Below are 24,526 nucleotides of genomic sequence, written 5' to 3' on the forward strand. Positions count from 1 at the left end.
CTTACTCCTCCCAGAGCTGGACGGTCTTGACGACGTCGCGACGGTTGGCTTTCTTGCCACCGAACATATTGGTATCGGAGCTGCCGGAGCAGCCGCTGCCGAAGCTAAAGCCGCAGCCGTTTCGCTCTGCAAATACTTCGCTCAACGCTTCCTCGCGGTGGGCGGTCGGAATCACGAAACGGTCTTCGTAATTGGCAATCGCCAGGTAGCGGTACATGTCCTCGGCCAACGCGCGGGTCAGACCCACGTCTTCCAGCACCTGGAGATTCTCTACACCGTCGACCTGCTGCGAGCGCTTGTACACACGCATGGCCAACAGCCGCTTGAGCGCCAGTTTGACCGGCGCTTCGTCGCCGGCAGTCAGCAGATTGGCCAGATAACGCAGGGGAATGCGCAGGCTGTCCACATCCGGCAAAATGCCGTTCATGCTGATTTTGCCCGCCTCGGCGGCGTTCTGGATCGGCGACAATGGCGGCACATACCAGACCATCGGCAGGGTGCGATACTCCGGGTGCAGCGGTAGCGCCAGACGCCAGTCGACCGCCAGCTTGTACACTGGTGAAGCCTGCGCTGCGTCTATCACTGACATCGGTACGCCGTCAGCCAACGCCTGCTCGATTACCGCCGGATCATGGGGATCCAGGAACAGACCCAGTTGCTCTTCGTACAGGTCCTGCTCGCTGGGCGTGCTGGCCACTTCGTGAATGCGGTCTGCGTCGTACAGCAGTACACCCAGGTAACGGATACGGCCGACGCAGGTTTCCGAGCAGACGGTGGGCATGCCGGCTTCGATACGCGGATAGCAGAAAATGCACTTTTCCGACTTGCCGCTCTTCCAGTTGAAGTAGATCTTCTTGTACGGGCAACCGCTGATGCACATGCGCCAGCCGCGGCACTTTTCCTGGTCAATCAGTACGATGCCGTCTTCCTCGCGCTTGTAGATGGCCCCACTGGGGCACGCCGCTGCGCAGGTCGGATTCAGGCAGTGCTCGCACAGCCTTGGCAGATACATCATGAAGGTGTTTTCGTACTCACCGTAGATGTCAGCCTGAATGCTGTCGAAGTTCTGATCCTTGCGGCGCTTGGCAAACTCGGTACCTAGAATTTCCTCCCAGTTGGGACCCCACTCGATCTTTTCCATGCGCTTGCCGCTGATGGCCGAACGCGGCCGGGCGGTGGGCTGGTGTTTGGACGAAGGTGCGGTGTGCAGGTGCTGATAATCGAAGTCGAAGGGCTCGTAGTAATCATCGATGGTCGGCATATCCGGGTTGGCGAAGATGTTCGCCAGTACACGGAACTTGCCGCCAATGCGCGGATTGATCGAACCGTCGGCATTGCGTTTCCAGCCGCCCTTCCATTTGGTCTGGTTTTCCCACTCTTTCGGGTAACCGATACCAGGCTTGGTCTCGACGTTGTTGAACCAGGCGTATTCCATACCTTCACGGCTGGTCCAGATGTTCTTGCAGGTAATCGAGCAAGTGTGGCAGCCGATGCACTTGTCCAGATTCAGTACCATTCCTACTTGTGAACGAATTTTCATGGCCGGTTCCTCACTTGATGTCCTGTGGCAGGGCTTGTGGCAGGGCGTCCCCGCCAAGGCCACCCAGTTCGACGTCATCCAACCAGTCGACCTTGTCCATCTTGCGCACCACAACGAATTCATCGCGGTTGCAGCCGACGGTGCCGTAGTAATTGAAACCCCAGGATTGCTGGGCATAGCCGCCAATCATGTGGGTCGGTTTGAGTACCACGCGGGTGACCGAGTTATGGTGCCCGCCGCGGGTGCCGGTCATTTCACTACCGGGCATGTTCATGATGCGTTCCTGGGCGTGGTACATCATCACCATTCCTTCCATCACCCGTTGGCTGACCACTGCACGGGCGACCAGGGCGCCGTTGGCGTTGAAGCATTCAACCCAGTCGTTGTCCTCGATCCCGGCCTTGACCGCATCGACCTCGGACAACCAGATGATCGGGCCACCACGACTCAGGGTGAGCATGATCAGGTTGTCGGAATAGGTGCTGTGGATACCCCACTTCTGGTGCGGGGTGATCCAGTTCAGCACGATCTCGTTGTTGCCATTGGGCTTCTTGCCCAGCACATAGCCGGTGGTGCGGGTGTTGACCGGCGGACGGTAGCTCATCAGCTGTTCGCCGAAGGCCTGCATCCAGGGGTGATCCTGGAAGAACTGCTGGCGGCCGGTAATGGTGCGCCACGGAATCATCTCGTGGACGTTGGTGTAACCGGCGCTGTAGCTCACGTGATCGTCTTCCAGGCCTGACCAGGTCGGGCTGGAGATGATCTTGCGCGGTTGGGCCTGGATATCACGGAAGCGGATCGCCTCATGCTCCTTGCCCACCGCCAGGTGGCTGTGGTCGCGGCCAGTGAACTTCGACAGTGCAGCCCAGGCCTTGACCGCAACGTGGCCATTGGTTTCCGGAGCCAGCGAGAGGATCACCTCGCAGGCGTCGATCGCGGTATTGATCTGTGGACGACCCTGGCTGATACCCTCATCCAGGACTTCGTGGTTCAGCTTGCCGAGGAACTCCACCTCGTCATCGGTATTCCAGCTGATCCCCTTGCCGCCATTGCCCAGCTTCTCGAGCAAAGGGCCCAGGGAACTGAACTTCTTGAAGGTGTTGGGGTAATCACGCTCCACTACCACCATGTTCGGGCAGTTCTTGCCGGGCACAGGTGCTTCACCGGCGGTTTTCCAGTCGGTACCGCCGAAGGGCTGGGCCAGTTCGCCGGGGCTGTCGTGCAGCATCGGGATGGTTACCAGGTCCTTTTCCACACCCAGCTCACCCTCGGAAATCTCCGAGAATTTCTTGGCGATTGCCTTGTAGATGTCCCAGTCGGAACGGGACTCCCAGGCTGGATCGATGGCAGCGGAAAGGGGGTGAATGAACGGATGCATGTCCGAGGTATTCATGTCGTCCTTCTCGTACCAGGTTGCGGTCGGCAGGACGATATCGGAGTACACGCAGGTCGAGGACATACGGAAATCCAGCGTGGTGACCAGGTCGATCTTGCCGATGGCACCCTCGTCTACCCAGTCGGCTTCAGTCGGCTTGACTCCGTCACGCTTGCCCAGGTCCTCGTTCATCACGCCATGCCGGGGCGTACCCAGCAGGTACTTGAGCATGTACTCATGGCCCTTGCCCGAACTGCCCAGCAGGTTGGAGCGCCAGATGAACATGTTGCGCGGGAAGTTATCGCTGTTGTCCGGCTGCTCGCAGGCAAATCTCAGGCTGCCATCCTGCAGGCTCTGCAGTGCATAGTCCTTGGGATCCATGCCCTTGGCCGCAGCCTCACGGCAGATTGCCAGCGGGTTGCGGTTAAGCTGCGGCGCGCTCGGCAGCCAGCCGCCGCGCTCGGCGCGAATGTTGTAATCGAGCATGTGCTCGGGGAACTGCGACTTGTCGGCCAGCGGCGAGAGGATTTCGTGCACGCTCATCTTCTCGTGGCGCCACTGGGAACTGTGGTTGTAGAAAAAGCTGGTGCCGTTCATCTGACGTGGTGGGCGGTCCCAGTCCAGACCGAAGGCCAGGGGCAGCCAGCCGGTTTGCGGACGCAGTTTTTCCTGGCCCACATAGTGTGCCCAGCCGCCACCGGTCTGACCCACGCAGCCACACATCAACAACATGTTGATCAGACCACGGTAGTTCATGTCCATGTGGTACCAGTGGTTCATCGCCGCGCCGACGATGATCATCGAGCGGCCTTTGGTCTTGTCCGCGTTGTCGGCGAACTCGCGTGCCACCTGAATGACCTTTTCGCGGCTCACACCGGTGATTTGCTCCTGCCAAGCCGGGGTACCCGGTACGCTGGCATCGTCATAACTGCTGGCCACGTTGGCGCCGCCCAGGCCGCGGTCGATAGCCAGACCTGCAGCCTGAATATCGAATACGGTGGCCACGCGCAGCTGCTTGCCATCGGCCATGATCAGCAGACGGCTGGGCAGATGACGGTACTGTATCTCTTCGCCATCGGCCTGCTGGAAGTGATCGTGTAACTGGCCGCCAAAATACGGGAAGGCCACATTGACGACTTCGCCCTTCTCGATCTGACTGAGCTGCAGTGTGACCTCACGACCCTCGCCACCCTCACGGGCTTCAATGTTCCACTTGCCCGACTCGCCCCAGCGGTAGCCGATAGACCCGAGCGGCGATACCAATTGATCGGTGTTGCTGTCGATCGCGATGGTTTTCCACTCGGGGTTGTTGTCCTGGCCCAGCTGATCGTCGAGATCCGAAGCGCGCAGAAAGCGTGTTGGCTTGAAGCCATGCTCGGCCTCTTCCAGCAACACCAGCATCGGAAAATCGGTATAGCGGCGCACGTAATCAGTAAAGTACGCACTCGGATTCTCGAGGTGGAACTCCTTGAAGATGACGTGGTTGAACGCCTGCGCAAGGGCGGCATCGGTGCCCTGCTTGGGGTTCAGCCAGAGGTCGGTCAGTTTGGCAACTTCCGAATAATCCGGGGTAATGGACACGGTCTTGGTGCCCTTGTAGCGCACCTCGGTAAAGAAGTGCGCGTCCGGTGTACGGGTCTGCGGGACGTTGGAACCCCAGGCAATGATGTAGTTGGAGTTATACCAGTCGGCCGATTCCGGCACGTCGGTCTGCTCGCCCCAGACCATGGGTGAGGCTGGGGGCAAATCGCAGTACCAGTCATAGAAGCTCAGGCATACACCACCGATCAGCGACAGATAGCGGCTGCCCGCTGCGTAGCTGACCATGGACATGGCCGGGATCGGTGAAAATCCGACCACACGGTCCGGGCCATACTGTTTGACGGTATAGACGTTGGCCGCGGCGATGATCTCGGTGACTTCGTCCCAACTGGACCGGATGAAACCACCCAGGCCGCGTTCTGCCTTGTATGAGGTGGCCTTGGCCTGATCCTCGACAATACTGCGCCAGGCGTCCACCGGGGCCTTGGTTGTCCGCTCTTCGCGCCACAGCTTGAGCAGTGCCTTGCGCACCTTGGGGTACTTCAGGCGGTTGGCGCTGTAGATGTACCAGCTGTAGCTGGCCCCCCGCGGACAGCCGCGTGGCTCGTGGTTGGGCAGGTCCGGACGGGTGCGCGGGTAGTCTGTCTGCTGGGTTTCCCAGGTAATCAGACCGTTCTTGACGTAGATCTTCCAGGAACAGGATCCGGTGCAGTTCACACCATGGGTGGAGCGCACGATCTTGTCGTACTGCCAGCGGGCCCGGTAGACATTTTCCCAGTCGCGCGATTCGATGCGCGTTTCACCGTGTCCGTCAGCAAATTCATCCTGCTTGCGGTTGAAGAAGCGTAGCTGATCAAGCAAGTGGCTCATGGTATTTCTCCTCATTCGGTCTGGTCTTATAGCCGGACCGGCTATCACGTAATGTCAGGGCGCCGCGGTGCGGCGCACTCAGGTTCGTATTCAGATGGCTTTCTACGCGTTCCGTACCTCCAGTTCGCGGTCTACCGAAGACACGTAATATTCATCGGAGAATGCACCCTCCGGCTCTTTGAGCCAGAAGAAGCAGACCGCAAAGCTGACGAACGCGCCGGCAGCAATGATCATGAAAAACTGGGAAGGCGTTACAAAGGTGAAAAGGGTCAGATAGCAGACAGCGCCGACGTTGCCGTAGGCCCCGGCCATGCCGGAAATCTGGCCAGTGACCCGACGCTTGATGGAAGGAATGATGCCGAATGTGGCGCCCTCTGCACCCTGAACAAAAACCGAGCAACAGACAGTGATGATCACGGCGACAAACAGCGGCCATTTCTCGTTCATCAGGCCCATGAACAGGAAGCCCACGCTGATCCCGAGCATATAAGCGAGCATCACGAAGCGGCGGTTACCCATACGGTCCGACACCAGCCCGCCCATCGGACGCGCCACCAGATTCACAAAGGCAAAGGATGCCGCGATAATGCCGGCCGTAGTCGGCGTCAGACCCCAGGTCATTTCGAAGAACATCGGCAGCATGGACACCACCGCCAGCTCGGCACCAAAGTTGGCAAAGTAGGTCGAGTTGAGTGCCGCGACGCTGTTGAAGGGGTATTTGTCGTCCTCGGGCACACCCTTTTTCAGAATCGGAATATTCACCCTGAGAATCTGCACTACCTGATAGACCACTACCGCAGCAATGACCGCGTAGCAGATCCAGGCCCCAGTATCAGACAGGTAGCCCATACCCTCGATACGCCACACCAGAATCGCCAGCACCCCGACCATGGGGATGGTCCAGGCAATCAGTTTGAGCATGTCCGCCCAGGTGCTGACCTCCAGCGCGGCGGTCTTGTGGGGTTTGCGATGGACTGTGCCGGCCGGGCCGTCGGTAATCGCGAACCAGTAAAACACGCCGTAAGCCGCCATGATGATTGCCGAAGCAGCCACCGCCCAGCGCCAGCCGTCCGGCCCGCCAAAGGCGTGAATGGCAATTGCCGGTAGCGTCATCGCCGCTGCGGCAGAGCCGAAGTTGCCCCAGCCGGCATAGAAGCCCTCGGCGAAGCCGATGTCCTTGGGCTTGAACCACATCGCAGTCATGTGAATACCCACGACGAAGCTGGCACCCACCGAACTCAGCACCAGTCGTGACACCAGCAACTGGACCCGCGTGTCGCCAAAGGCGAAGAACAGCGCCGGTAGCGCCATGACCACCAGCAGAATCGAGAACACCCGGCGTGGGCCGAAACGGTCCAGTGCCATACCGACGATGATGCGCGCCGGTATGGTCAGCGCCACGTTGGCAATGGCAAACAGCTTTATGTCATCGGGGGTCAGCCAGCTCAGACTCTTGAGCATGCTCGACGCCAATGGCGCCATGCCAAACCAGACAAAGAAGCTGATATAGAAAGCCAGCCAGGTCAGGTGCAGGGCGCGGATTTCAGGGCGCTTCCACTGGAAAACTTCAGACACTTTCATTTGGATTCTCCTGGTGTAATCAAGGACATGCCTGAATCAGCACCGGACAGGGCGCGCGCCGGGCCAGAAAGGCGCTGACGCTGCCAAAGGTCATGTAATCGAGCTCATCGACCAGCAGGTTCAGCGACCGCGAGATAAATCCGCCGTCGGGCTCCTGACTGTGACGAGCAATCACCAGCAGGTCCGGTTTCTTGTGCTCGACTGCCTTGAGGATCATCTTGCGCACATCCCCTTCGGCAATAATCACCTCGGCATCCAGGCCCTGGCCTACAACCTTTTCAGCTGCAAGGCGCAGGTGACCCTCGAATTCAGCCCGCTGCTGTTCGTAGCTCTGGCTTGCAACGCTGCTGGTATCCAGACTCTCCTCCACCACACCGACCAGCATGATCAGCGGCTTGAGCGGCTTGAACATATCGATGGTGCTCTGCAATGCCGTGATGGCGTTGCGGGAATGGTCATAGGCAATCATGATTCGCATATTGGTTGCTCCGCTCAGGGGTTCTTGACGTAGGCATTGGGGCGCAGGTAGAACCACCAGTTGAGTACCAGGCAGAGTGCGTAGAACACCGCGAACCCGTACATGGCCACCTCAGGAGTACCCGCCTTGACCTGCTCGCCGATCACGATAGGCGCGACAAAGGCGCCATAGGCAGCCACCGCCGAGGTCCAGCCCAGTACCGGGCCGGCCTTCTCGCGGTCATAGATCACGCCGATGGTGCGGAAGGTCGAACCGTTGCCGATGCCCGATGCGGCAAACAACACCAGAAAAAGCACCAGAAAGAGGAAGAAATACTGCTCTGGATGCGTAGAGCTGTAAGCCAGCTGCATCACATAGCCGGCAGCAACGGACGCTATGACCATGACTACCGAGATCACCTGGGTGACGATGGAGCCGCCAACCTTGTCGGAAATCCAGCCACCCAGAGGACGGATCAGAGCGCCAATAAAGGGTCCGATCCATGCATAGGTCAGCGCGCTTGGCGCGTTGGGATTCACTACCCGGGTGACCGTGCCATCGATGGCAACTTCATTCAGGTAACCGAAGATCACCGTGATCGAAAGGGGCAACGCCATGGAAAAGCCGATAAAGGAACCGAAAGTGAGGATGTAAAGCACGCTCATCGACCAGGTGTGCTTGTCGGAAAAAATCTGGAACTGGCGCTTGATGTTCGGCTTGATGCTGCCTGGCAGCATGCGCAGAATGAACAGGGTCAGCCCCATGATCAGGATCATGGTCACCCACATGTTCAGCACGCCCAACCCGGTTGGCGCCGGCAAGTAGAGGTAGAGGCCAAGTCCGGCGGTAGCAAAACCGACTACATACAGGCCCAGAATCTTGCCAAAGGCTGATAGGGCATTCCCTGGATTGGGCGTGATAGTCAGCAGGTTGTTCATGCCGAACCAGCCGGCGAACCCCAACGGAATCAGGAACACCACCCATATCCAGCCGGCGTTCTGTATCCAGGTTTCGGTACCCGCCGCGATACGCCCGATCAGGGTTCCACTGTCGCTGAGCAGCGTCATGGAACCACCGGCAAAGGCGCCGAATACCCCTGCAGTCATCACCAGGGGAATGAGAATCTGCATGGTGGTGACGCCGAAGTTGCCCAGACCGGCATTCAGGCCCAGGGCCAGGCCCTGCTGTTTCTTCGGGAAAAATCCGCTGATATTGCTCATCGAGCAGGCGAAGTTGCCTCCACCGATACCGGACAGAAAGGCCAGCAGCTGGAACACCCACAGCGGGGTATCCTGACTCTGCAGAGCCATGCCCGCGCCTGCAGCCGGGATCACCAACAACAGTGTGGTGAGGAAAATGGTATTGCGCCCCCCGGAGATCCGGATCATGAACGACGCCGGGATACGCAGGGTGGCACCGGTCAGACCGGCGATGGCGGTCAGGGTGAAGAGCTCAGCCGGAGCGAAGGGAAAGCCCAGGTTGATCATCTGGACCGTTACAATGCCCCACATCAACCAGATGGCGAAGCCCATCAGTAGGCTGGGGATGGATATCCACAGATTACGATTGGCTATTTTCCTGCCGCGACTGTCCCAGAAGTCGGTATCTTCCGGGTTCCATTTTTCGATATCGGTCATAATGCGCCCTTCCATCTTGCCTGCTGTGCCATCGTCCGGAGGCCCGGAGCGTTGGGGATGCCTGGCAACGTATAAGAGGGACGCCCCTGTTAAGTTGATCCACATCAATATTTTCAGGGGGGTGAAACTGGCAGACTGGAGGGTGTACCTCCTTTGGGTTACTCCCTAAAATCACATAAAAATGCTAAAAATCAGCAACTTGTAACACCAGCACACAAGCGATCAGTTCATTGCGCGCTACGTCGAGGCTTAAGGGGTATACCCGCCAGCAACGTAGGGCCTTCCCACGGAACCATCTCGAAATGCACTCACTCAGCACAGACGACGAAATCGCGGCAGGCGACGCTGACCTTCCAGCACCACGCCATTCGATCGTGTTCAGTACGCTGGTGGCGTTTGTCATCATCATCGGAGTCACCCTGGTCAGCATGCTTGGGGGGCTGTATATGGCGGATTCGCTGGAGGGGGATGCAGGCGCCATAAACCAGGCTGGGAGCTTGCGAATGCAGGCTTATCGCCTGGCGCTGATCGCCGATCAGGACCCGGCCAACCTGAATCGGCAGGTACAGATAATGGACGCCACTCTGGGCGCGGCCGCCATTGAATCGGCGCTGATGAGACACAGCGGCAGTGGCCTTAGTGAATTGCACGCCCGAACCCTGGAGCAATGGCAGCAGACCATGCGGCCGCTGCTGGAATTACCCACCAACGCAACAGCGTTCCGCGCCGAGGTGCCCCAGTTTGTTGCCCAGATCGATGATTTTGTGGGAACCCTGCAGAAATCATCGGAAAAGAACCTGGAAATCATCCGAGGCCTTCAGGTTGGTACGTTGTTTGTGATTGTACTGATTGCATTCCTGCTCATCTTTGCGCTCAACAACAAGCTGGTAACCCCGTTGCGTCAATTGACCGCCATGGCAAGGCAGATCAGCCGCGGCAATTTCACCGGCCAGGTTACTGTGGCAGGTGAAACCGAATTGAGCATGCTCTCGCGCACGCTGAACCAGATGAATCAGGAGCTGGGCAGCCTCTACGCCAATATGGAAAGCAAGGTTGATGAGAAAACCGCCGCACTGACGCGCAGCAACGCCACGCTGCAGCTGCTGTTCGACAGCGCGCGATTGCTTTACAGCCAACCCGACGAGCCGGTAGTGGTGATGGGCCGCCAATTGTCAAAAGTACGCACCATTCTCGGTTGCGGTCCGGTCTCGCTATGCCTGAACCGGGTAGCCGAGACCGACAGCCATACAGCGATGACCTCAGCCAGCCTGCTGCCGCCAGCCTATTGCAAGCTGCCCGACTGCCAGGCGTGCCCGGTCAACCAGGACGGCGCCCATTTGCCGTCCGGCAACCATCTGATCAGTTTCGAATTGCGTTCAGGGCAGACCGATCTGGGCTCTCTGCGCGTCGAACAGCCGGCAGGCGAGCAGCTCGAGCCCTGGCAATCACGATTGATGATCACCCTCGCCGATCTGTATGCGGCCTCTCTCAGCCTGGCCAATCAAGGTCAGCAGCACGCCAGGATGGCGTTAATGGAAGAACGCGCGGTGATCGCCCGCGAACTCCACGACTCCCTTGCCCAATCCCTGTCCGCACAGAAATTGCAGTTGGCCAGGCTCAAGCGTCAGACGGCAAAGGGATGCGCGCCGGAAGAGTTGGCCGACACCATGGAGGAGATCGAGCGAGGCCTCAACTCCGCCTATCGTCAGCTACGCGAGCTGCTTACGACCTTTCGCATCAAGGTCAACGAGCCGGGCCTGAAACCGGCACTGCAGGCAACCGTGAAGGAGTTCGGGGCCAACTCGGGAGTAGACATCCAGATGGACTACCAGCTCGACCATTGCCCGTTGACGCCCAACGAGGAAATCCATTGTCTGCAGATTGTCCGTGAGGCACTGAGCAACGTCGTCAAACATGCCAGGGCAAAGAGCTGCGCCCTGCGGTTGACTCAGGACAGGCAAGGCACCATACATGTCACCGTCGATGATGACGGCATCGGGATCACCGATAGCATTTCTCCGGCGGGACATTACGGTATTACTATTCTGGTCGAGCGCGCCAACAGCCTCAATGGTACCTTGACTGTTACACCGAGGGACGCAGGCGGCACACGGGTATATCTGCGCTTCCCACCGGACTATCGCCTACTCGATCTCAAACAGGAGCGGAGCGGATCATGACCGACCAAGCCATTGCCACGGACAGCCCCACAGATGACCCGGTAAAAATTCTGCTGGTAGACGACCATCCCATGATGCGCAGGGGCCTGCGTGACCTGCTGGCCATGGAGGACGACATGGATCCGATAGGTGAAGCCGGGAGCGGCCCCGACGCCATTCGCATGGCCACCGAGTTGGAGCCCGACCTGATTTTGCTGGACCTGAACATGCCCGGCATGGACGGCCTGGAGACCCTGCGTCAGATGCGCGACCAACAGGTGGATGCGCGCATTATCATGTTCACCGTGTCGGATGATCACAGTGACGTGCTGCAGGCTCTGCGCCAGGGTGCCGACGGCTACCTGCTCAAGGACATGGATCCGGAAGCTCTGGTTGAGCACATACGCCTGGCTGCACGGGGCAAACTGGCCCTGAGCCCGGAACTGACCATGGTGCTTGCCGAAGCTATCCGCGAGAGGCCCAAAACCCCGTCACAGGTGCAGGCGGCCAATCTGACCAAACGGGAAAAGGACGTGCTCAAGCTCATTACCAAGGGCCTGAGCAACAAGATGATCGCCCGCCGCCTGGATATTGCCGAGGGAACGGTGAAGGTGCATGTCAAGCGGCTGCTCAACAAGCTCGGCATGCGCTCGCGCACTGAAGCGGCAGTATGGGTAGTGGAGAATAATATCGCCTGAACTAGCGGGATCAGCCTGTGGGAGCCGCGTTCGGCCGCGCGAGCCGGTCAGCGTGACCCGGTCAACGTGACCCGGACAGCACAGATCCATTGTCCGGCAGGCGCCAGATCATCTCCACCAGCTCGTCTTCAAGCTGATCGGCTTGCTCCACGCTGCAATCCTCGCCGAAACGCTTGCGCACACCAAAATCGCCGAGCATGACGTGCAGGTCCGGCTCGACGCCTGCCTGGCGTAAACAGGCTTTGGCACATGCCAGCTTGCAACCATCGATGGCCACAACCCGACGACCTGACCGGGCGACCCGGACCAGCGCCGACACTCCGCCGCCCACGCCGGCGATACAGGACATTTCAGCAATTCCGGCACGATCCAGACGCAACGCCAGTGTGTTGGCCAACTGGGCAACGTTCGAGCAGCCGGAGCAGGAATAAACCAGCGGTTCGGTCTTGGCAGGCATGACATCTCCTTTACAAGGGTATTTCAGGCAGCGTGCGGCTGCCCGTGCGTGCGCTCATCGATAACGGCTTCGCCACCCAGCCAGCGCAGGGTCTGCCAGAGGCGCGGGGGCAGATCGTCAGGGTCGAGACTGTCGATCAGATTCTTGATCTCCAGACCCAGTTCGGTATCGCCCTCGATTGTCAGGCGCCGGCGGAAAAACAGCGTATCCGGGTCTTCGTAGCGACTGGCCAGCAGCAGAAACTCCCGCCAGTTGCCACGTATCACCAGATCGGCGCGGGCATGTTCGTTCAGTTGCAGACCCAGTCGGCCGCGGGTTACGTTCCAGGCCAGCCCCAGATCCGCTACTTCCAGACGCAACCAGCGCCCCTGCAGACAATCAAAGCTGCCTTCGGCGACCGGAGCGGCGAACAACCTGGCCATACTCTTTTCGATCACCAACCGCTGCATCAGGAACGGTGTGTGACGGCCCAGGGCCAACAGGGGCCCGCCGGCCCGGAGTAAAGCCCGCGCCGGATTCAACATAGCCCCGCCTCCTCTACCCGCAGCATGCCTGGCTCACCGTACCAATACCCATTGCAGCCATCGATGGCCAGGGGCGGCTCGGCGCCCTGGCGAACCTGATCGAAACTGCGCACCACGGCCTCCATATCCCGGGCAGCCGGGCTGATGCGCAACATGTCAACGCCCATGACATTCATCCGCGGATACTCTGCCAGCAGATTGGTAATACCGGCAGACATTGTCTGGATTCCGTTGAGGGTGAACAGCGGCTGCCCTTCCTGGCTTAGCAGCGGCAGGCCTTCCGGATAGTCCTGACAGATAAAGCCACAATCATCCTTGGGGCGGTTGTCGGCACGGGCGGTAAAGCAGCGCGCCGAGTAGGCCAACGGCAGGTAGCCCCAGGCGTAGATTTCAATTTCGGGTATCTGCAGCCCCTCCTTGCGGGCCTGGCCGACCAGATTGCGCAGCAAGGCTTCGGACACTTCCACGGGCGGCACCCAGCGGGTCATGCCAAGACGCACCATTTCATCCAGGGCGTAGGCGTTGTAGAGATTCAGGGAGGGGCCACCGGTGAACTCGACACCCCGTTGCCTGAGGTATTGCACAGCGGCCATATCGTTGGCTTCTACCCGCACGTCACCGTTTTCGCAGAGTCTGCGCAGGGTGGAAAGCTCCGAGGCCGCCTCGATGAGCGCCATACCAGAAATCACCACCTCGGCATCGCTTTCACTGCGCAGATCCCGGGCCAGCCCCAGCCAGTCGTCCAGCGACAGCGCCCGGCGTTTGGAACAGACGGTTTCGCCCAGATAGATGGCATCGAGGGGCTGGGAGGCCATGCTGGCATAGAAATCCATGATCTCCTGGCGCTGCCAATAGAACAGGATCGGTCCCATCGAGAGTTTCATCTGCATCAGCTCCTTATTGCCACGGCCGGTCATAGGCGCCCAGAGTCGTCTGGCTGCCTTCCGATAATTTTTCCAGCAAGGTATTCCAGGCTGCATCCACGGCAAACGCCGAGGGTTTTGCCGCATAGCGATCAAGTGCCTGGCGCCATACCCCCGTGACCTGTTCGACGTAGCTGGGGCTGCGCTGCCGCCCCTCGATCTTCACCGCCGCCACACCTATCTCGGTCAGTTGCGGAATCAGATCGATGGTATTCAGACTGGTTGGCTCTTCGAGCGCGTGAAAACGTTTGCCGTTGACCATGAAGCGACCCTTGCACAGGGTCGGATAACCCGCCGCCTCACCATCGGCGTAGCGGTCTATCAGCACCTCGTTCAACCGCGAGGACAGGGCTTCGGGTTCCTGGCTCCAGCGCACTGCGCTGGCCGGGGAACACACGCCGCACAGGTTGGGTGATTGACCGGTGACATAGGAAGACAGATGACAGCGGCCCTCGGCCATGATGCACAGACTGCCAAAGGCAAACACTTCTATCGGCACGGGACTGGCGGCAGCGACCTGACGAACCTGATTCAGTGACAGCACCCGCGGCAGCACTGCGCGACGGATGCCGTACTGCTGGTGATAGAAATCCAGTGCTCCGGCATTGGTCGCCGAGCCCTGGACCGACAGGTGGAGGTTCAACCCGGGATGGTTACGACTGGCGTAAGCAAGCACCCCGGGGTCGGCGGCGATCAACGCATCCACGCCCAGATCCGCGGCCTGGTCTACCGCTCTCTTCCAGCGCGACCAGCCATCCGGCAACGCATAGGTGTTGACCGCAATATACAGTTGACGCCCCTGGGCGCGAATCAGACCCAGCCCGCTTTCGAGTTGCTTATCGGAAAAATTCAGGCCGGCAAAATGCCGTGCATTGGTGTCATCCCGAAAGCCGGTATAGACCGCATCGGCGCCGCAACGAAGCGCGGCCTTGAGTGCAGGCAGACTGCCCGCCGGACATACCAGTTGCATACTAGCTCCTTGCAAAAGGTCCAGATAAACGTGGAAACGATGGTCGAGCACTTTGACCCATCACCACCCAGTCTGCCTTGATCCGTATCAATTCAATGGCGAGGAACGCGAGGCGCAGGCCAAAGTGTCCTGCCGATGGCTGCGGATGTGCGCTACCGCGTTACAGGGACCTGTGCGGTTATCGAGCTGTTGCTGCAGGATGCCGTTCCAGGCTGTCGCGCATGCACCGGGGGACCCGGGCATACAGGCTATAAAGGCCCCGTTGGCAAAGCCCGCCAGAGCGCGCGACTGAAGCGCAGATGTACCAATTTCGCCGTAGGAGAGCTGACGGAACAGCTCACCAAAACCGGCCATCTGGCGGTCCAGTAAAGGGCTGATCGCCAGTGGCACATGATCGCGGGCGCTGAACCCGGTGCCGCCAGTAATCAGTATTACCTGCACCGAGGGTTCAGCTATCCATTGCGAAACCCGGGCCCGTAACTGATAGATATCGTCGACGACAAGTTGCCGATCAGCCAGCTCGTGACCAGCCGCACCCAGCAGCTGCACGAGTACGTCACCGGCGGTATCGGTATCAGGGGTGCGCGTATCGCTGACAGTCAGTACTGCGATCCGCAGCGGGGTGAATTCGCGTTGCATTGCATGCGCCATGGCCAGGCTCCTGTGAGGTTTTCCACAGCATGCATGGCCAGGCTGACGCGCAACATTGCCCCTTGGAGGTATCTAAGGGGCGAATAGGAGGGAGCCTGATCAGCTTACTCAGGGTCGCCGGGCAGGTTCCACTTGGCCATCTCGGCGCCATCCTGATCCCGCGCATCCACCCAGCGGGGGCCCGCACCGGTGTCTTCCTTCTTCCAGAAGGGTGCGCGGGTTTTCAGATAGTCGATGATGAAATGGCTGGCATCAAAGGCTGCGGCCCGGTGGGCCGAACTGACACCCACGAACACTATCGGCTCACCGGGTTCCAGCCGGCCAACGCGGTGCAGCACCTCGACATTCAGCAGCGGCCAGCGCTCGCCGGCTTCGTCGACGATAAGTTGCAAGGCCTTCTCGGTCATGCCGGGGTAGTGCTCCAGCAGCATGCCCGCGACCTCTTCGCCATCATTGAAATCGCGGACATATCCGACAAATCCGACCACCGCCCCCACGCCCAGCTGAGCCGCATGCAGACGATTAAGCATGGCGCCGGGGTCGAATGCATCAGGCTGCACGACAATGGCCATATCAGCCTCCGGTTACCGGTGGAAAGAAGGCTATTTCATCGCCGTCAGTCAGGGGGGCCTCCAGGCTGCACATTTCCTGGTTGCGCGCGCACATGACTCGCGGCTCGGCGAGCACCTCCCAAGCGTTACCGCGGGCAAGCAGCCGATCACGCAAATCGCCGACACACTGCAGCCCCGCGTCCCAGGGTATCTGTTCATGATCGGTATCCAGCAGCTCGCGGTAGCGGGCAAACAATTGCAGGGTAATCATCCGCGTTCCCCCTGCTCTTCAGCCGGCTTCTGAGCAACATAATGGCCACTCTTGCCGCCGGTTTTCTCCAGCAGACGGGTAGCCTCGATAACCATGCCCTTGTCCACCGCCTTGCACATGTCATAGAGCGTCAGCGCGGCAATACTGGCTGCGGTCAGCGCTTCCATCTCCACCCCGGTCTGACCGGCGAGTTTGCAGCGCGCCTGGATACGAACAGCATCGGGCTCCTGGGCGGTAAGCTCGACTCGAATACCGGTGAGCAACAATGGATGACACAGCGGAATCAGTTCATGGGTGCGTTTGGCTGCCATGATGCCGGCGATGCGCGCCACAGCGAACACATCACCCTTGGGATGGCCGCCATTCTGGATCAAGGCCAGTGTGTCGGGACGCATGCGCACCAGAGATTCGGCTACCGCTTCGCGAAAGGTCGCATCCTTGGTAGTAACATCGACCATATTCGCATGCCCCCGGGCGTCCAGATGGGTCAGCATAGTGCGCTCCTGTGTGTTGAGTTGCGCCTACTTTACCCCAAGCACAGGGGCAGGAGCATTACCTCCCTGGAGGGATGCCCTACCCCCGGCCGTTCAGCGCCGGAGGCTATCCGGCGGGGTGAGGTAATCGCTGCTGCTACCACGACGCCCGTGACTGCCATCTATCTCCATTCGCGCAATGCTACGCAGGTGAACCTCATCCGGGCCGTCGGCGATGCGCAATGCGCGCGAGGCAATCCACAGGTCGGCCAAGGGTGTGTCCGGAGTCAGGCCCATGGCACCGAACACCTGCATTGCCCGGTCTACCACATTGCCCAGCATGGTGGGTACCACGGCCTTGATCATCGCGATTTCTCGACGGGCTTCACGCGCGCCGACTTCGTCGATCATCCATGCGGTCTTGAGCACCAGCAGACGCGCCTGTTCGATCTCCATGCGTGAGCGGGCAATCCAATCGGAAATACTACCGTGCTGATGCAGGTACCGTCCGAAGGTCTTGCGCTCCTGAGCTCGATCCACCATTAACTCGAGGGCCAGCTCAGCCATGCCGATCGCGCGCATACAGTGGTGTACTCGGCCTGGCCCGAGGCGCGCCTGGGCCATCATGAAGCCGTCACCTTCACTGCCTAGCAGGTTGCTCGCTGGCACCCGGACGTCACGGAAAAGCAACTCACTATGGCCCTCCGGCGCCAGGTGGTGCATGACCGGGATATTACGCACGAGTTCAACACCAGGAGTATCAAAGGGCACGATGATCATGCTCTGTTGCCGTTTCGCGTCCCCTTCGGGATCGGTTTTGCCCATCACGATCAGAAAGTCGCAATCGGGGTGTGACGCGTTGGTTATAAACCATTTGCGGCCATTGATGATGTATTGGTCACCATCGCGGCGAATCAATGTCTGGATGTTGCTCGCATCGGAGGAAGCCACGTCGGGCTCGGTCATCGCGAATGCAGACCTGGTTTCGCCATTCATCAGCGGACACAGCCAGCGCTCACGTTGAGCCTCAGTGGCGAACATATGCAGCAATTCCATATTGCCGGTATCCGGCGCGTTACAGTTGAACACCTCCGATGCCCAGCTCACGCGGCCCATGATCTCTGCCAGCGGCGCATATTCCAGGTTGCTCAAGCGCGTCCCCGGCTCGTTTTCTGCCAGCGATGGCAGAAACAGATTCCACAAGCCCTCCTCGCGAGCCAATGCCTTGAGGTCCGCCATGAAGGATACTCGCTTGCCATCTCCCGCTTCCTGTTGCCATTGAGCGATCCGCGGCACAATATAGTTATCGAGAAAGTCGCGCACCCGACCACGAAGGGTCTGGGTTTGGGCACTGTAGGCAAAATCCATCTCAACGCTCCTGTGAGAAAGGGAACCACTAGCGGCAGGGACGATCTGAGCTCGAGACACTACGGGACTTTACGGGTTCGGATCGCACCGGATTGAGGGGTCATTCTCGGTTATCGCTACCTCGGGATAATTGACCAGCATCAATTCAGGTAGGGTTCTGCCTTGAATTGCCCAGGCCAAAGCCCCACATAGTCAAAAGCTATCCATGGGTTAGCTGAAATTTATTTTAGATATTCAGGGTAAGCGCCTACTATTCTCTCGTCTTCATAACCAACCGATTAATCAACAAGGAGTTAACGATGTCCGTCATCAACACCAAGATCAAACCTTTCAAGGCCCAGGCATTCAAGCAGGGCAAGTTCATCGAAGTGACCGATGCCGACCTGCAGGGCAAGTGGGCTGTTTTCTTCTTCTATCCTGCTGACTTCACTTTCGTCTGCCCCACCGAGCTGGGCGACGTTGCAGATTACTACGAAGAATTTCAGAAGATGGGCGTAGAAATCTACTCTGTTTCTACTGACACTCACTTCACCCACAAAGCCTGGCACGATAGCTCCGAGACCATTGGCAAGATCCAGTACACCATGATCGGTGACCCGACTGGCACCATTACTCGCAACTTCGACAACATGCGCGAAGAGATGGGTCTGGCTGACCGCGGTACTTTCATCATCGATCCTGAAGGTATCATCCAGGCCGTTGAAGTGACCTCCGAAGGCATTGGCCGCAACGCTGAAGACCTGATGCGCAAGGTCAAGGCCGCCCAGTACATCGCAGCCCACCCCGGCGAAGTCTGCCCGGCCAAGTGGAAAGAAGGCGAAGCTACTCTGGCTCCCTCGCTCGACCTGGTAGGCAAGATCTAAGCACTGCCAAATAACCTGGCCCGCTGCGGAGCGATGCTCCTGGTTGGCGGGCCAGGTTTTTTTTCGACTTGAATTTGTAATTAACGAGGACGGACACGCTTATGTTGGACGCCAACCTGAAGAAACAGCTGGACACGTACCTGCAGAACATCATTACCCCGATCGAGCTCAGCGTGTCCGTGGATGACAGCCCCAAGAGCCAGGAGCTCAACGAGCTGGCGACTGAGATTGCTGAAATGTCGCCGCACATCAGCCTGAACTGGAACCAGGCACAACGCACGCCGAGCATGAGCATTGCGCAGACCGGCGTACCGCCGCGCATCAGTTTTGCCGGCCTGCCCATGGGCCACGAATTTACCTCGCTGGTACTTGCTCTGCTGCACAGCGGCGGGCACCCGTCCAAGACAGACCCGGCTCTGCTTGAGCAGATCCGCCACCTGGACGGCGAGTATCATTTCGAGACCTACATTTCACTATCCTGTCAGAACTGCCCTGACGTGGTCCAGGCACTGAACCTGATGGCCACAGTAAACCCGAACATCACTCACGTGATGATCGATGGTGCATTGTTCCAGGATGAAGTCGAAGAGCGCCAGATCATGTCTGTGCCTTCGGTCTATCTGAACGGCCAGCTTTTTGGCCAGGGCCGCATGACTCTGCCCGAAATCATCAACAAGGTCGACGCCAACGCCAGTAAGCGCAAGGCAGCCGAACTCAGCAAGCAAGAGCCCTACGAGGTGCTGATTGTGGGTGGCGGCCCTGCGGGCGCAGCGGCAGCAATCTACGCCGCCCGTAAAGGTATTCGTACCGCGCTGGTCGCCGAACGCTTTGGTGGTCAGGTTATGGATACCATGGGTATCGAGAACTTCATTTCAGTGAACTACACCGAAGGCCCCAAGCTGGTCGCCAGCCTGGAAGAGCACGTCAAGGAATATGACGTGGATGTGTTCACCGAGCAGCAGGCTGTGAGCCTGACCGAAGGTGATTATGTGAAAATCGGCCTGGAAAACGGCGCCACCCTGTCTGGTCGCTCGGTTATCCTGGCGACTGGTGCGCGCTGGAGGGAGATGAATGTTCCCGGCGAACAGCAGTACCGTGGCAAGGGTGTAGCCTATTGCCCACATTGCGATGGTCCGCTGTTCAAGGGTAAGCGTGTAGCAGTCATTGGTGGCGGCAACTCGGGTATCGAAGCGGCCATTGACCTTGCCGGTATCGTCGAGCATGTAACCGTGCTGGAGTTTGCCGACACCTTGCGAGCTGACGAGGTTCTGCAGCGCAAGGCACGTTCAATGCCGAACATCGACATCATCAAGAGTGCTCAGACTACCGAGGTGCGCGGCGACGGTAACAAGGTTATAGGTCTGACCTACACCGACCGTGAGACACAGGAAAGCAAGCAGGTGGATGTTGCCGGCATTTTCGTTCAGATCGGTTTGATTCCCAACACCGACTGGCTCAAGGGTGGGCCATTGAAGTTGAGCAAGCATGGTGAAATCGAGATCGACAGCCGCGGTACCACTTCGATTCCCAACGTGTTTGCTGCAGGTGACGTTACTAACGTGCCCTTCAAGCAGATCATCATCGCGATGGGTGCAGGCTCGACCGCAGCGCTGGGCGCCTTTGACCACCTGATCCGCACACCGGCTCCGGCCAAGGCTGCAGTGCAGCAAAACGAGAAGCAAGCCGAAACGGCCTGATTGCCGACGGCTGTAAACAAAAAACCACACCAAAGGGTGTGGTTTTTTATGGCTGGGTATCTGTGTTCCTATGAACTCAGACTTGGAACCGATTAACCAGATCGTTCATTTCCACTGCCAGGCGCGATAACTCTCGACTGGAACTGCTGGTCTGCTCGGCACCTGCGGCGGACTGGGTCGACAGGTCGCGAATATTGACCAGATTCCTATCCACCTCACGGGAAACCTGAGCCTGCTCTTCGGCGGCACTGGCTATGACCATATTGCGCTCGTTGATCTGGAAAATGGCCGCAGTAATCTGCTTCAGCGCATCACCGGCCGCATTCGCCTGCTCAAGAGTCGCATTCGCCATGGTGCGGCTGATATTCATCGCCTCCACTGATTTTTCGGTGCCCTGTTGCATGGTACCTATCATATCTTCAATTTCTTTGGTCGATTGCTGAGTGCGGTGCGCCAGGGCTCGGACTTCATCTGCCACCACTGCAAAACCGCGGCCCTGCTCGCCAGCACGAGCCGCCTCGATGGCTGCGTTCAGTGCCAGCAGGTTGGTTTGCTCGGCAATTGCGCGAATAACATCCAGAACCCGACTGATATTCTGTGCCTTGTCAGCCAGCTCCTGCACTTCAGTGGAGGTGGATTCGATGGTCGAGGTCAGCTTGTCGATGCTGGTCACCGTGCGCGCTACCTGTTGCTGACCCTCGGCTGCCGTATCGCTGGTGGTTCTGGACTGTTCCGAAGTTGACACCGCATTGCTGGCAACTTCATCTACCGCAGTACTCATTTCGTTGACTGCGGTGGCTGCCTGCTGGATCTCGTCGTTCTGGCGTTGCAAACCGCGAGTGGCGTCCTCGGTGACCGCGTTCAGTTCCTCAGCCGCTGATGCCAACTGCGTTGACGAATTGCCGATACCCCGAATGGTTTCGCGCAGTTGATTCTGCATGGCGCTCAGCGCACGCAACAGACGAGCGGGCTCGTCCTTGCCGGTCACCTTGAAATCCCTGGTCAGGTCACCCGATGCCACCACCTCGGTGATATCGACCGCCTCCCGTATGGGCACTACGATGCTGCGAGTCAGCCACCAGGCGAGAAGCACGGTTAACAGTGCGGCAGCAAGAATGAAAATAACCACCACCTGTTGAGCACTGGCGTGACTGGCGCGAGACTCCTCGCTGGCTTGCGCGACCCCCTCACGCAAGGCGTTCTCAAGATCCAGGAGCGTTTGTACGAGTGAATCGGCCAGTGGGTTCAAACGCGAGTTGACCAGCACCCTTGCTTCATCTGTCTGACCTTGCAGCGCCAGCTTTGCGACCTGTGACTGGACAGCCATGAAGGCTTCCCGTTGCACCACGTAAGCGTCAAAGGCCCGCTTATTCTCCGGGGTGCTCTCTCGGCTGGCAAAGTTGGTTTCCGACTGCTTCATTTCGGCAATCAACCCCAGAATCCGGTTCTCCACCGCCTCGCGAACAGAGGGGCTCTCTTCGACCAACATCAGTAGAGTGAAACTGCGTATGCGCAGCAGGTCTTGTCCGAAGCCTGAAACGGAGAGAATATTAGGTACCCAGAGAGTCTCCACGTTCCGGGCCTGATCGCGCATATCACCCATCTCACGCATTGCCAGGGTGCCCAGCAGTACAACCAGCAAAGCGATGACGGAAAACCCGCTGACGAGTCTGGCAGCAATAGAGACGTTTCTAAGATTTATGCAAATCCACCCGTTATTATTCAGATGCGCCGGGAATAGCGCTTGAATGGTCTAACGGCTGCTCAAGCAAAACCTTGATTAAAAAAACATGTTTTTTTGCTGGGGACCAAAGTCTGCACCGCAATCCTCGTTCAGGCTCAATGGGTCGAACCGGGCAAGGCAACCACCGCCGATGACTGGTGGCGGAGCAGCCGCGCCCCGGGAGAGCGGGTCAAGCTCATCGGAATCGTCGTTTTCGACTTCAAAACCCACCGGGATCATGTTTTCGGCGCCCCATGATCATTGAAATGCTTCACCGCACGCAGAATATCGCGCCGGCTAATCTGGCCCACCAGCTTGCCGCCATCTATCACCGGAAACCGGCGACGTCCGGTCTGGACAAAACGCTCTGCAACCGAAACGATGTCAGCCTCAACGTCCACAGTGTCGACCGTTCGGCACATGACGTCTCCAACCCTCACCGCGGCCTCTTCAAAGTAGGCGCCAGTCAGTACGCCCTTCAGGCAATCGCCCTCAGACAGGATACCAACCAGCTGCTTGCGTTCATCCACGACTGGAGCCCCGGAGATACGGTGCTGCAATAACTGATCAATAGCCTTTGCCAGATCAGTGTCGGCTGCAAAACAGACCAGGTCGGCAGTCATGTATTGGTGAACCTTAACGATTTTCAGCATGGAAACTCCTTGTCTGCGTCAGTGCCGGCGTGAACTACCACCGGGCCTCGGGGCGTTAGCCGAAGACAACAGTCTTGTTGTCATGTACCAGCACCCTGTCCTCCAAGTGATAGCGCAAACCACGGGAAAGCACCATTTTTTCCACGTCTTTTCCCAGCCTGACCATATCGTCGGCGTTATGTCGATGGGTAATGCGCACCACGTCCTGCTCGATGATCGGGCCGGCGTCGAGTTCATCTGTCACGTAATGACAGGTCGCGCCGATCAGTTTCACTCCTCGCTGCGCCGCCTGATGGTAAGGACGGGCCCCGACGAATGAAGGCAAAAAACTATGATGAATGTTGATTACCCGATTGGCATATTGCTGACAGAGTTGCGGCGGGAGTATCTGCATGTAACGTGCTAGTACGATGCAGTCGGCCTGTTGTTCTTCCACGAGAGCCGCCACGCGCTCAAAAGCTGGAGCTTTGTTCTGGCTATCGACAGGCACATGATGGAAGGGTATTCCGTGCCACTCCACCATGCTGCGCAAATCGTCGTGATTGGAAATAACACTGGTAATGTCGCAATCAAGTTCGTCGCTGTGCCAGCGATGCAACAAATCTGCAAGGCAGTGTGATTCGCGACTGGCCATAAGCACAACTTTCTTTCGCACCCCTGAGTCACTTACATGCCAGTCCATTGCAAACTCCCTGGCAATGGGTGCAAAAGCTGTGCGCAGTCCATCCAGATCAAACGGCAGTGAATCAGCCCTGATCTCATGACGCATGAAAAACCATCCGGAAAGATTATCCGAATGATGATTGGCTTCGGTAATCCAGCCATTGTAGGCAGCCAGAACATTACTGACCTTGGCGACGATTCCTACCCGATCAGGACAAGCAATGACCAAACGATAAGTGCGCATAACCCGACTCCGAAAGCGGGCCTGATGGCTCGCGATTAAAAGCGGCTATTCTACCCTTTCCCCCGCGGAATAATAGCGTGTGCAACACAGCCAAGTTGCAACAATCAGCGCTGCCAAAGTTTATATTCCGGCAGTAGAAAGTAGCGCCGTTGCAAGCGATGATTGTATAAACTACAGGGCTGGCCTATTATCTGCGTGTTAAAAATTCAATCCAGCCCGGAGATCACATTTATGTCGGCATTACAGGAATTTCGTAATCTGCAGCAAACCATCCGCGAACTTACCGAGCGCATGAACTCCTTGTCCAACGACAAGAAGCTCAAGCAGGAAATCGAGTTTGAAGAAAAGTTGCGCACATTGATGGCTGAATATAACAAGTCATTGAAGGATGTTGTGGCGATTCTTGATCCTGAAAGCAAACTTGCCAATGGCAAAACCAGCAAGACTGGCGGCACCAAAAGGGCACGCAAGGTCAAGCAGTACAAGAATCCGCACACAGGCGAAGTAATTGAGACCAAAGGTGGCAATCACAAGGTACTGAAAGAGTGGAAAGAGAAGTACGGCGGTGACACTGTCGAATCCTGGGTCACCATTCTGGGTTGATCTGCGCGAAAATCCACACCCGGATTTTCTGAC

22 protein-coding genes are annotated in these 24,526 nt (G+C 58.3%); 5 read left to right on the forward strand and 17 right to left on the reverse strand.

Going from position 1 to position 24,526, the window contains the following annotated elements; genetic code table 11:
* Position 1: 1 nt before the first annotated feature.
* From narH to FZF01_RS13220, 5 genes are all read right to left on the reverse strand, one after another.
* Entirely contained in the window at positions 2–1,540 is a 1,539-nt protein-coding gene (gene narH / locus FZF01_RS13200; RefSeq protein ID WP_150278653.1) for a nitrate reductase subunit beta, read from the reverse strand.
* Between the two features lie 10 nt (positions 1,541–1,550).
* Positions 1,551–5,327 (reverse strand): nitrate reductase subunit alpha, encoded by a 3,777-nt coding sequence (locus FZF01_RS13205; protein WP_150278654.1) that lies wholly within the window; start codon positions 5,325–5,327, stop codon positions 1,551–1,553.
* 102 nt (positions 5,328–5,429) lie between these two features.
* Entirely contained in the window at positions 5,430–6,908 is a 1,479-nt protein-coding gene (locus tag FZF01_RS13210; protein WP_150278655.1) for an MFS transporter, read from the reverse strand.
* A gap of 19 nt (positions 6,909–6,927) precedes the next feature.
* Entirely contained in the window at positions 6,928–7,386 is a 459-nt protein-coding gene (locus FZF01_RS13215; protein WP_150278656.1) for a universal stress protein, read from the reverse strand.
* A 14-nt stretch (positions 7,387–7,400) separates the two neighbouring features.
* Complete coding sequence (locus tag FZF01_RS13220; RefSeq protein ID WP_150278657.1) at positions 7,401–9,002, reverse strand: MFS transporter; 1,602 nt, start codon at positions 9,000–9,002, stop codon at positions 7,401–7,403.
* A gap of 302 nt (positions 9,003–9,304) precedes the next feature.
* Between FZF01_RS13220 and FZF01_RS13225 the strand changes: the two genes are divergently transcribed.
* Positions 9,305–11,182, forward strand: coding sequence for a histidine kinase (locus FZF01_RS13225; RefSeq protein ID WP_150278658.1), 1,878 nt, complete (start codon positions 9,305–9,307; stop codon positions 11,180–11,182).
* A complete protein-coding gene (gene narL, locus FZF01_RS13230) occupies positions 11,179–11,859 on the forward strand; it encodes a two-component system response regulator NarL (protein ID WP_150278659.1) in 681 nt (226 codons plus the stop codon). The genes FZF01_RS13225 and narL overlap by 4 nt, the downstream gene beginning before the upstream one ends.
* Before the next feature lie 61 nt (positions 11,860–11,920).
* Here narL and FZF01_RS13235 read toward each other — a convergent pair whose 3' ends face one another.
* From FZF01_RS13235 to FZF01_RS13275, 9 genes are all read right to left on the reverse strand, one after another.
* Positions 11,921–12,316 (reverse strand): putative zinc-binding protein, encoded by a 396-nt coding sequence (locus FZF01_RS13235; protein WP_150278660.1) that lies wholly within the window; start codon positions 12,314–12,316, stop codon positions 11,921–11,923.
* Between the two features lie 23 nt (positions 12,317–12,339).
* Positions 12,340–12,840: a ubiquinone anaerobic biosynthesis accessory factor UbiT gene (ubiT, locus tag FZF01_RS13240; protein ID WP_150278661.1), complete on the reverse strand. Its 501-nt coding sequence runs from the start codon at positions 12,838–12,840 to the stop codon at positions 12,340–12,342.
* Complete coding sequence (locus FZF01_RS13245; RefSeq protein ID WP_150278662.1) at positions 12,834–13,724, reverse strand: U32 family peptidase; 891 nt, start codon at positions 13,722–13,724, stop codon at positions 12,834–12,836. Before FZF01_RS13245 ends, ubiT begins: the two co-directional genes overlap by 7 nt.
* Before the next feature lie 13 nt (positions 13,725–13,737).
* Positions 13,738–14,733: a ubiquinone anaerobic biosynthesis protein UbiU gene (gene ubiU / locus FZF01_RS13250; RefSeq protein ID WP_150278663.1), complete on the reverse strand. Its 996-nt coding sequence runs from the start codon at positions 14,731–14,733 to the stop codon at positions 13,738–13,740.
* 87 nt (positions 14,734–14,820) lie between these two features.
* A complete protein-coding gene (moaB, locus tag FZF01_RS13255) occupies positions 14,821–15,384 on the reverse strand; it encodes a molybdenum cofactor biosynthesis protein B (RefSeq protein WP_150278664.1) in 564 nt (187 codons plus the stop codon).
* A 104-nt stretch (positions 15,385–15,488) separates the two neighbouring features.
* A complete protein-coding gene (gene moaE, locus FZF01_RS13260; protein ID WP_150278665.1) occupies positions 15,489–15,956 on the reverse strand; it encodes a molybdopterin synthase catalytic subunit MoaE in 468 nt (155 codons plus the stop codon).
* A 1-nt stretch (position 15,957) separates the two neighbouring features.
* Complete coding sequence (locus FZF01_RS13265) at positions 15,958–16,206, reverse strand: MoaD/ThiS family protein (protein WP_150278666.1); 249 nt, start codon at positions 16,204–16,206, stop codon at positions 15,958–15,960.
* On the reverse strand, positions 16,203–16,700 hold the full coding sequence (gene moaC, locus FZF01_RS13270; RefSeq protein WP_150278667.1) for a cyclic pyranopterin monophosphate synthase MoaC: 498 nt from the start codon (positions 16,698–16,700) through the stop codon (positions 16,203–16,205). Before moaC ends, FZF01_RS13265 begins: the two co-directional genes overlap by 4 nt.
* 93 nt (positions 16,701–16,793) lie before the next feature.
* On the reverse strand, positions 16,794–18,047 hold the full coding sequence (locus FZF01_RS13275; protein WP_150278668.1) for an acyl-CoA dehydrogenase family protein: 1,254 nt from the start codon (positions 18,045–18,047) through the stop codon (positions 16,794–16,796).
* 299 nt (positions 18,048–18,346) lie between these two features.
* Here FZF01_RS13275 and ahpC point away from each other — a divergent pair, with 299 nt between their 5' ends.
* Both ahpC and ahpF read left to right on the forward strand, forming a co-directional pair.
* Positions 18,347–18,910, forward strand: coding sequence for an alkyl hydroperoxide reductase subunit C (ahpC, locus tag FZF01_RS13280; protein ID WP_150278669.1), 564 nt, complete (start codon positions 18,347–18,349; stop codon positions 18,908–18,910).
* Between the two features lie 101 nt (positions 18,911–19,011).
* The gene (gene ahpF, locus FZF01_RS13285; RefSeq protein ID WP_150278670.1) at positions 19,012–20,607 is read left to right on the forward strand and encodes an alkyl hydroperoxide reductase subunit F; all 1,596 of its coding nucleotides are present in this window, start codon (positions 19,012–19,014) and stop codon (positions 20,605–20,607) included.
* A 76-nt stretch (positions 20,608–20,683) separates the two neighbouring features.
* Here the strand turns inward: ahpF and FZF01_RS13290 are convergent, their stop codons facing one another.
* The 3 genes from FZF01_RS13290 to purU all read right to left on the reverse strand — a co-directional run bounded on the left by FZF01_RS13290 (position 20,684) and on the right by purU (position 23,890).
* Entirely contained in the window at positions 20,684–22,309 is a 1,626-nt protein-coding gene (locus FZF01_RS13290; RefSeq protein WP_150278671.1) for a methyl-accepting chemotaxis protein, read from the reverse strand.
* A gap of 257 nt (positions 22,310–22,566) precedes the next feature.
* Positions 22,567–22,983, reverse strand: a complete 417-nt coding sequence (locus FZF01_RS13300; RefSeq protein WP_150278673.1) for a CBS domain-containing protein — start codon at positions 22,981–22,983, stop codon at positions 22,567–22,569.
* Between the two features lie 55 nt (positions 22,984–23,038).
* Entirely contained in the window at positions 23,039–23,890 is an 852-nt protein-coding gene (gene purU / locus FZF01_RS13305; protein WP_150278674.1) for a formyltetrahydrofolate deformylase, read from the reverse strand.
* A 231-nt stretch (positions 23,891–24,121) separates the two neighbouring features.
* Between purU and mvaT the strand changes: the two genes are divergently transcribed.
* A complete protein-coding gene (gene mvaT / locus FZF01_RS13310; protein ID WP_150278675.1) occupies positions 24,122–24,493 on the forward strand; it encodes a histone-like nucleoid-structuring protein MvaT in 372 nt (123 codons plus the stop codon).
* Positions 24,494–24,526: the final 33 nt, after the last annotated feature.

It is taken from the genome of Halopseudomonas salina, assembly GCF_008641105.1.